Raw genomic sequence first — 8,383 nt, forward strand, 5'->3', positions numbered from 1 at the left:
GAACTTGCCGGAGGAACCCAGCACCACATCAATCTTCGTGCCGGGATGGGATGCTCCAAAGTCCTTCACCAAGTCGTCCATGGCGAATTTGAGATCGGTGGCGGCGGCCACCGTCAGGGAACCGGCCAGGACCGGCTGGACGGACAAGGCCAACAGCAGCAGCGCGTGCTTGAGGATTCCAATCATAGGGGCACTCCAAAGGTAAGGCTAAAACCGCAGCATCGACTGCACGTAGTAATAATTAACGTTGTCCGCCGGCGGGGCGCCGGGCGCGTTACGGGCGAAGCCGCCCTTGATGAGCGTGGCCCAGCCCGCCTCCAGCGACAGGTTCGGATGGGCGTCCCAGCGGCCCGACACCTCCACCAAATGCCCCACGAAATCGCCGGACTGGCCGGTCTTGTCCTGCAAATTGGCCGGCTGCCAGGCCGCCGTGGAATCCGCCAGCCAGAACAGCCGGTGCGCCGCGTAAAAGTTCACATCGCTGCGGGGCGTGAGGAAGAGCCGATAGCCCGGCGAGTTGATGTTGTTGCGGGCGAAGGCGCCGAGGATGCCGGTTGGGCCGTATTCCCAGCGCCGCGCCCCGTACAGCGTGTCGAAGGAGCGGCTGATCTGGCCGTTGTTGTCGGTGCCGCCGCTGGCGTAATCATACTGGGCCAGCAGCCGGGGCGACCAAGGCAGATCGAAGGTGTAGCCGATCTGGACATGCTCGAAGAAGGCCTCCACATCCAAATCCGGTGCCGTGGCGCTGTCGCGGGCGCGGCCCGCCTGGGCGATGCTTTCCACCTCATAATCCAGCTCGCCCGGCCTGGGCTGACGGAACAAGCGAAAGCCCGGCGTGAACAACTGGCGGTGCTTGGGGCTGGCGGCGTCTTCCTGTAGGTAATACAGGTATAGCTCGCCCCGGCTGCCAAAGGGCAACTGGCCGGTTTCCGCGATGAACCCGGTGAAGATGGTGCCCTCCTGCTCCTGGTCCCAGGCGTAGTCGTTGTTCAGCAAGCCCTGCTTCTCGGGCAACCGCCGCACCGGCTGGGTGGCGAAGGCTTGCACCTGCCAATGGCCTTGCCCGTCGCGCAGCCGTAGGGACAGGCCGGTGAACGAGTTGGTGGTGTTGCGGAAGGCGTTGCGGGCCACCAGCCGGCGGCTGCCGAGGTCCAGGGTTTGGCGTCCGCCCTTGGCCTCGAAGCCCAGCCCGCTGCCCAGGAGGTTGGCGGTGCCCCAGGCGCCGTAGATTTGCGGGAAGTCGGCCACATCCACCATGGTGTTGGTGAGGGTCGATGTCTTGTCCGCGCCGAACTGGCGGGCGTCCCAGAACTCCACCCCGGCCCGGAATCCTTCGTAATGGGCCTCCAGCCACAGCACGGTCTGTAGCGGAATCTGGTATTGGCTGCCCTTCTGGCCCTTGGCGTAGGCGGCGTCCATGGTTTCGTAGCGGGTCCGCTGCTCGAAGGTCATGGATAGCCAGTCGGGCAGGCGCAGCGCCTTCTTCGCGTTGAGTTCCGGCCAGTCGAAGCGTTCGCCGGCCAGCCAGTCCCGCCGCTGGCTGCCGAAGGCGGTGAGCGACGGGCGTGGACGGTTGGGTTTCGGCGCGGCGGTTTTGGTCGTTTGATTTGGGCTTGGGTCCGTCGCCGATGGCGAAGCGGCGGGTTTTTCGCTCTGGCCTGCGCTAGAACCCGCCAGCGAGACGGTGAAGGGTGGCAACGCTAGGAGCGAGGCGACCACAGAGAGAATGGGACGGGAAGTTGGCATTGTTGTTCGGGTTCGGCGGCGGTTACGCGGCGGTCGGCTATCGGGAAGATTCGCCGCCCTTATTCGTTATTCATAATAGGTAATAGCGGTTTCTGGGTAAACCTACCTGAACAGCCGATTGCCAAACGCGGCAGGAATAGACCGTTTCCGGGGGATTCAACGATGCCGCTTGGGATAGTCGAGGAACGCCAGCCGTCCGGCCCCGGCCATGATGTGGCTCCAGGAATCCACCTCGAACTCGACGGAGGCGACGCCGCAGGTCGGAACGTTGGCGATGGTCTCCCCGGCCAGCCGGTTGACCAGATCGGTCAAGTCCGGGTTGTGGCCGAACAGGTAAACCCGCTCCCAGGCGTCATCCAGCCCTTGAACCAATTCGACGAGGGTCGGCACGCTCGCCATGTAGATGCGGTCCCGGATGTCGATGGCTTCGGGATCGTAGCCCACTTCCGCCGCGATGAGCCGGGCGGTTTTCAGCGCCCGCTTGGCCGGGCTGCTGATGATGTGGTCGGGTGGAAGCCCCCGGAATTTCAGGAGGCTGCCCATGAATGGCGCATCCCGCTTGCCGCGCTTGTTCAGCGGGCGGTCGATGTCGGCGGTGGTGGGATCGTCCCAACTGGATTTGGCGTGGCGGATGATGACGAGGTTTTTCATGGCGGCGGCTCCGGCGGCTTTTATACCCACAAGTTTAGAGTCGTGGCGCGAGATTGCCCGCCCACACAGGAGCGCGGGCGTCCCGCCCGCACGCGGCCAGGATGGCCGCGCTCCGAAATCCACGGTATGTTTCCCCCCTTTAGCCATCACCCCGAGTCCTCCGAATGGAAGAAACCCGCCGCGCCCTGAGCCTCCATCAAGCCGCCCTCACCGCCTGCGCCCGTTGCCCTTTAATGATCGGCCCCGTCGTCACCGGCCCGCCGGTGCCCTCGCCGGTCCTGCTGGTGGGCCAAGCGCCGGGGGCCAAGGAGGGCAGCTTCGGCAAGCCCTTCGCCTGGACGGCGGGCAAGACGCTGTTCCGCTGGTTCGCCGGGATTGGCTTGAGCGAGGCGGAATTCCGGCAGCGCGTCTACATGGCGGCGGTGTGTCGCTGCTTTCCGGGCAAGAACCCCAAGGGCGGCGACCGGGTGCCCGCCCCGGAGGAAATCGACCGTTGCTCGGTGTGGCTGCGGGCCGAATTCCGGCTGCTGCGGCCCCGTCTGGTCATTCCCGTGGGCAAGCTGGCGATCCGTCAGTTCATGGCGGTGGACAAACTGGACGGGGTGGTCGGTCACGGCCACCGGCTCACTTGGCAGGGCTTCGAGGCGGACATCATTCCCCTGCCGCACCCCTCCGGTGCGTCGCCCTGGCATCGGCAAGAACCGGGCAAAACCTTGCTGGGCGCTGCCTTGCGGCTTATCGGCGAACACCCCGCTTGGCAAGATATAAGCGGCTCCACACAGCATTCCCCACAAGTTTTGCACAAAGGAGCTTGACAAGCATTTTTGGCCGCCCGCGTTCCATTAAAAATCACGGACTTACGTTAAGTCATTGATTTTATGACGACTTATGGCTTGGCGAAAATCTTATCAATTTGATGACAGCCCCCGGATTCCGGGGATTTCGGCCCGTTTCCAAAGCGTATTCCACAAACTTATCCACAGGTTCTGTGGATGAAATCCCCGGCGGGACCGGATCAATTCTGGCGGCGAAATGCAAGCCCGAAAGATCAAACAAGGCCCAGTAATTTTCCGTTCGCGCCAAATTGAAGCAAGCCCCGAGTAATGATGGGTCGAAGCCTTAAGGATCGAGCGCATAACTCATCACGTAATCGTCGTACCGGAAGCCCCCCTCGCATTCGGTCACTTCGGCCCTGGCGATGACGAATCCAGCCCGGCGATAGGCGCGGACGGCCCGTTCGTTCCGCCTGAACACATAGAGATAAATCTCCCGCACGCCCAACGCCCCGGCGATGGCCTTCACGCGGGCCAAGGCCCAAGCGCCGACGCCCCGGCCCTGGTATTCCGGCAGGACGTACAGCTTGCCGAGCCGCAGCCGTGGCCCGTCGGACTCCACCCGGTAGGCCAGGAAGCCGATGGCCCGTCCGCCCGCCTCGATCCACTCGTACACCGCGCCCCGCGCCATGTCGGCCCGCAACGCCTCGGGCCGGTAGGCCAGCCGCCAGAAAACCTCCACCTCGGTTTCGGTCAACACCTGCGGCAAGTAGCAACGCCGGGAAATATCCAGGGCCATGGCGGCGATGGCTTCGACATCATGGGGCGCGGCGGGCGTCGCGCCCCACGGGGAATCCACGGCGCTTAAGAATTTCAGGTGGCTCCCGCAACCCGCCCGGCAATCGGTGGCCCCGAAGCCGGGCACCAAAACCCGCCCATCCGTGCGCTGATTGACGCGGCATTCCGCCGCCTCGAAGCGCAGCGTCCCGGCCACGCGGGCACCGGGCGCGGCCAGCAGGTAGTCGATGTGCCAGTGCAAGCGCTTGGTGGCGGAAAGATGCCGGGCCAGGCGGGCCTCCGGGTGGCGCTTGGCGCTGCCGGTGTAGACGTAGCGGCCAGCGGGAAAATCGAACGCACCCAACCGCCCCACCTGGACGCGGGCGGGTTCGGCCAGTTCGATCAGGAGTTGGTAGGTGGGGCGGGCGGCTTCGGTCATGGGTCGGGTGGGGATAATCGCGCTATCCCCCTCTCGCCGTTGGGAGAGGGTTGGGGTGAGGGTATCGAAACAAAGGATTTGGCCTCCGCCTCTTTGCCGTGATGGCGGATATGGGGTTCTCGGAGGAAGAACTCCCTTTTAACACCCTCACCCCGCCCTCTCCCAACGGCGAGAGGGAAAAGCGGCCGCACCCACGGCTTCACGCCGGGTTGTCGCTGGGGATGAAGAAGCATTCCACGTCGAAGGCTTTTTGCACCCGCTCCATCAGGGCTTGGATGCCGAATTGCTCGGTGGCGCTGTGCCCGCCCGCGTACATGTGCAGCCCGGCCTCGCGGCTCTCGTGCCAATCGTGTTCGCTCATCTCGCCGGTGATGTAGGCGTCCAGCCCGTCCTTGAGCGCCTGCGGCCAATCCCGGTTGGCGCCGCCGGTGATGATCCCGGCGCTGCGCACCAGGATGTGTTCCTCGGGCGAGGCCAGCAGCACCGCGTGGTTCAGCGCCTTGCTCAGGCGGTCCCGCAGGTCGGCGGCGCTTAAGGGTTCGGGCAGCTTGCCCTTGACGCCGGCGGGGCTGCCCTCGTGGTCGCCGAAGGGCTGCAAATCGGTCATGCCCAGCAACCGCGCCAGACTGGCGGCGTTGCCCACTTCCAGGTGGGCGTCCAGCGGCAGGTGGTAGGCGAACAGGTTGATGTGGTGGCGCACCAGCGGGAACACCCGCCGGGCGAAGGGTCCGGTCAGGGTCTTCGGGCCGTGGAACTTCCAGAACAGGCCGTGATGCACGATCAGCGCCTGGGCGTGATACTCGGCGGACACCAGGGCCGAATGGGCGGTGGCGGACACGGCGAAGGCGATGCGGTCGATGGCTTCCGTCCCTTCGATTTGCAGGCCGTTGGGGCAGTAGTCGGAGAACTCCTGGGGCTTGAGGAGTTCGGTCAGGAAGCGGTGCAGGGCGTAGCGGGTGGTGCTCATGGTGTGGCTCTCGGTTGGCGAGGGAAAACACATCCCGTTTTGTTCAAACTTGGTCGAATGGCAGCAAGGTGAAGAAGCCTGTTTTGGGCTTGATTGCTCGAAAATCCCGCTCATCAACCGTCAAGATAATTTTGGTGTTCAAGCGTTCGGCAGCCGCAGCGACCATGGCGTCGGCGAGGCCAATATCTAAATCCCGGTAAAGCTCAATCAATTCACTGCAACGCTCGATGTCGGAAATCTGGCAGGGTTCGAGCTGATATATGCCCTCGGTAATCCCGCGTAAAAAGTCGAGTTCGGCCTCCACGCCCAAGAATTCCCGAAGGAGATAATCCACCTCGGCCAGAATAACCACCGGAATGACGACTGTGGCCCGCGTAAGCTGTTAAAGGCCCGGCAAACGGCTTTGTGATGCGCGTCATCGGCATCGTAAAGCGCGTACAGCGCGCCACTGTCGGCGATCACCCTCATTTCGGCTGTCTCGCCGCCGCACGAAGGATATTTTCAGCCTGTGCTGAAACGTCCGAGCGCCCACTCCGATAAACCCCCACCCCCGGTGGCAACCCAGGCTTGACCTCGCGCTCATCCGGCTGCCGTAAATAGCTCAATATCGCATCGCGTATGATCTCCATTTGACCCCGGCCTTCGGCATTGGCTCGCTCGCGCAGGCTTTGCGCTATGTCGTCATCGAAATAAAGCGTTGTCTTGTGCATGTCAGCCTCTTCGCAAAATGAGTCTAGCGCTTATGGTAGCAAGCAGGGCCGGCATGAGGAGCGAGTCCAACCGTACCGATTTATTCATCCCGGACGCTCCGCCCGCGTAGCCCCCTTGGACAGCCCCGCCAGCAATTCCTCCACCGCCAGCGGGTCCACCGGCTTGACCAAGTGATGGTCGAAGCCCGCCTCTTTTGACAGCCGCTTGTCCTCGTCCTGGCCCCAGCCGGTCAACGCGGCGATGACGATGCCCTGGCCCCAAGGCTCCCGGCGCATCCGGCGGCAGGCGTCGTAGCCATTCAAGAGGGGCATCCCGATGTCCAACAAAATCAACTCGGGCCGGAATGCCTCCGCCACGGCGATGGCTTCCAGCCCGTCGTGGGCGGCGCGGACCTCGTGCCCGAGGATTTCGATCAGCGCCGCCAAACTGGCGGCGCCATCCAGGTTGTCATCCACCACCAGCACCCGGCGGCAGCCCGTGGCCCCCGCCGGCCCGCCCGCCTCCGGCATGGATGGACTGGATTCCGACGGCTCCGGGACCGGCAGGCGGACGACGAACTCACTCCCCTTGGCCTTGCCCTCGCTGCGGGCCTCGATGGTCCCGCCATGCAAGGCCATGAGCTGCTTCGCCAAGCTCAGCCCGATGCCCAGCCCGCCCTGGGCCTTTTCCAGGGACTGGTCCACCTGGGTGAACATCTCAAACACCTTGGACAGCAGATGGGGCGGGATGCCGATGCCGTTGTCCTTGACGCTCACCGTGGCCTCGCCGTCCTGCCGCCGCACCGTCAATTCGATGAAACCCCCATGCTCGGTGTATTTGGCCGCGTTGTTCAGCAGGTTGGACAACACCTGGGCCAGCCGGGTCGGGTCGGCCTCGACGAAGATTGGCTCGGGCGGCACATCAAGGCACAGCTCGTGGCCGCATTGAACGAACAAGGACTGACAGGTCTCCGCCGCCTGCCGCGCCAGGGTGCCCAACTCCATCCGCTCCTTGTGCAGCTCGATCTTGCCCCGGCTGATGCGGCTCAGGTCGAGCAGGTCGTCGATGAGCCGGACCATGTGCGCCACCTGCCGCTCCATCATGCCCCGCGCCCGCTGCAAGGCGTCGGGATCGTGGCCAACCCGCCGCATGATTTGCAACCCGTTGCGGATCGGCGCCAGCGGGTTCCGCAGCTCGTGGGCCAGAATCGCCAGGAACTCGTCCTTGCGGCGGTCGGCCTCCCGCAGCGCCTGCTCGATGGCCCTGCGCTCGGTGATGTCCTGGAAAATGCCCACCATGCGCACCGGCCTGCCGTCGTCGTCGTCGTAATCCGCCCTGGCCAGGCTGGCGATCCAGATGGTGTCCCCGCCGGGCCGGATGGCGCGGAACTCCGCCGCGAGGGTGTCGCGCTCGGCGATGGCCCGGTCCACCTCGTCCATGACATGGGGCTTGTCCTCGGGATGGATCAGCGCCGAGAAGTTCGCCATCCAGCCGTCGAACTCCGCGACGCCGAACAAGGCATAGCACTCGGGCGACCAGAACAACTGGCCGGTCAGGAGATTCCATTCCCACACGCCCATGTGCGCCGCGATCAGGGCGAGGTTCAGCCGCTCCTCGCTTTCGTGCAGCGCCGCCTCGGCCTGCTTGCGCTCGTTGATGTCGATGTGAACCCCCGCCGCCCGCGTGGGCCGCCCCTCCCCGTCGCGCTCGTAGACTTGGCCGCAATCCAGCACCCACAACCAATCGCCATGCCTGGTCCGCAGCCGATGCTCGCTGCGATAGATGGCGCAGCGGCCCGCCAGGTGGTCGCCCAGCGCGTCCATCACCAGGGGCAGGTCGTCCGGGTGGATGAGCTTCTTCCAGGACGATACGCAGGGCGCGATGTCCTCCGGCTGATACCCCAGCATTTCCGCCCAGCGCCGGTTGAAGCGCATCACGCCGTTATGAATGCTCCAGTGCCAGGAACCGAGGTCGGCGCTTTCCAGGGTGATGGCGAGGTGCGTCTCGCTCTCGCGGAGCGCCGCCTCCGCCCGTCTGCGGGCGGTGACTTCCGTCACCACGCAGCCGACGCCGAGAATCGCGCCGTCGGCGCCTAGCACCGGCACGTAACTCGCCACCCAATCCCGCGTGACGCCCGGCTGCCCCGGCGTCTCGCCGCGCAAATCCATTTCCTGCACCGACTCGCCCATCCCAATGACCCGCCGGTAAACGGGTTCGAGCGAGTCGGCCAGGCTGGGCAGCATCTCCCGGACGGTGCGGCCCAAGTGAGCCGCCACGGAGGCGCCGTCGATCTCCGCCAAGCGCTCGTTGATGCGCAGGAAGCGGAACTCCCGGTCCAGC

Annotated in this window: 9 protein-coding genes; 1 reads left to right on the forward strand and 8 read right to left on the reverse strand. The window is 64.8% G+C overall.

Annotated features, from left to right (window positions below):
* The 3 genes from ACXWUF_RS14215 to ACXWUF_RS14225 form a co-directional block, all read right to left on the reverse strand.
* Nucleotides 1-186 (reverse strand): substrate-binding domain-containing protein (locus tag ACXWUF_RS14215; protein ID WP_458495305.1); only part of this gene is annotated, 186 nt, incomplete at its 3' end.
* Nucleotides 187-207: 21 nt separating this feature from the next.
* Nucleotides 208-1,746 (reverse strand): alginate export family protein, encoded by a 1,539-nt coding sequence (locus ACXWUF_RS14220; protein WP_458495306.1) that lies wholly within the window; start codon nucleotides 1,744-1,746, stop codon nucleotides 208-210.
* 156 nt (nucleotides 1,747-1,902) lie between these two features.
* Nucleotides 1,903-2,397, reverse strand: coding sequence for a SixA phosphatase family protein (locus ACXWUF_RS14225; protein WP_458495307.1), 495 nt, complete (start codon nucleotides 2,395-2,397; stop codon nucleotides 1,903-1,905).
* A gap of 164 nt (nucleotides 2,398-2,561) precedes the next feature.
* Here ACXWUF_RS14225 and ACXWUF_RS14230 point away from each other — a divergent pair, with 164 nt between their 5' ends.
* The gene (locus ACXWUF_RS14230) at nucleotides 2,562-3,212 is read left to right on the forward strand and encodes a uracil-DNA glycosylase family protein (RefSeq protein ID WP_458495308.1); all 651 of its coding nucleotides are present in this window, start codon (nucleotides 2,562-2,564) and stop codon (nucleotides 3,210-3,212) included.
* A gap of 304 nt (nucleotides 3,213-3,516) precedes the next feature.
* Here the strand turns inward: ACXWUF_RS14230 and ACXWUF_RS14235 are convergent, their stop codons facing one another.
* From ACXWUF_RS14235 to ACXWUF_RS14255, 5 genes are all read right to left on the reverse strand, one after another.
* Nucleotides 3,517-4,386: a GNAT family N-acetyltransferase gene (locus tag ACXWUF_RS14235; RefSeq protein WP_458495309.1), complete on the reverse strand. Its 870-nt coding sequence runs from the start codon at nucleotides 4,384-4,386 to the stop codon at nucleotides 3,517-3,519.
* Nucleotides 4,387-4,585: 199 nt separating this feature from the next.
* Nucleotides 4,586-5,353, reverse strand: coding sequence for a Nif3-like dinuclear metal center hexameric protein (locus ACXWUF_RS14240; protein WP_458495310.1), 768 nt, complete (start codon nucleotides 5,351-5,353; stop codon nucleotides 4,586-4,588).
* A 43-nt stretch (nucleotides 5,354-5,396) separates the two neighbouring features.
* Entirely contained in the window at nucleotides 5,397-5,711 is a 315-nt protein-coding gene (locus ACXWUF_RS14245; RefSeq protein ID WP_458495313.1) for a PIN domain-containing protein, read from the reverse strand.
* 106 nt (nucleotides 5,712-5,817) lie between these two features.
* The gene (locus ACXWUF_RS14250) at nucleotides 5,818-6,063 is read right to left on the reverse strand and encodes a ribbon-helix-helix domain-containing protein (RefSeq protein ID WP_458495311.1); all 246 of its coding nucleotides are present in this window, start codon (nucleotides 6,061-6,063) and stop codon (nucleotides 5,818-5,820) included.
* An 84-nt stretch (nucleotides 6,064-6,147) separates the two neighbouring features.
* The coding region (locus ACXWUF_RS14255; protein WP_458495312.1) for a PAS domain-containing protein at nucleotides 6,148-8,383 on the reverse strand (2,236 nt) is incomplete at its 5' end.

It is taken from the genome of Methylomagnum sp. (genome assembly GCF_054333355.1).

What these genes read in the sequence shown, in the direction of transcription:
- ACXWUF_RS14225 (WP_458495307.1), bottom strand. Translation starts at nt 2,397, where the DNA reads ATGAAAAACCTCGTCATCATCCGCCACGCCAAATCCAGTTGGGACGAT.
- ACXWUF_RS14220 (WP_458495306.1), bottom strand. Translation starts at nt 1,746, where the DNA reads ATGCCAACTTCCCGTCCCATTCTCTCTGTGGTCGCCTCGCTCCTAGCG.
- ACXWUF_RS14235 (WP_458495309.1), bottom strand. Translation starts at nt 4,386, where the DNA reads ATGACCGAAGCCGCCCGCCCCACCTACCAACTCCTGATCGAACTGGCC.
- ACXWUF_RS14250 (WP_458495311.1), bottom strand. Translation starts at nt 6,063, where the DNA reads ATGCACAAGACAACGCTTTATTTCGATGACGACATAGCGCAAAGCCTG.
- ACXWUF_RS14230 (WP_458495308.1), top strand. Translation starts at nt 2,562, where the DNA reads ATGGAAGAAACCCGCCGCGCCCTGAGCCTCCATCAAGCCGCCCTCACC.
- ACXWUF_RS14240 (WP_458495310.1), bottom strand. Translation starts at nt 5,353, where the DNA reads ATGAGCACCACCCGCTACGCCCTGCACCGCTTCCTGACCGAACTCCTC.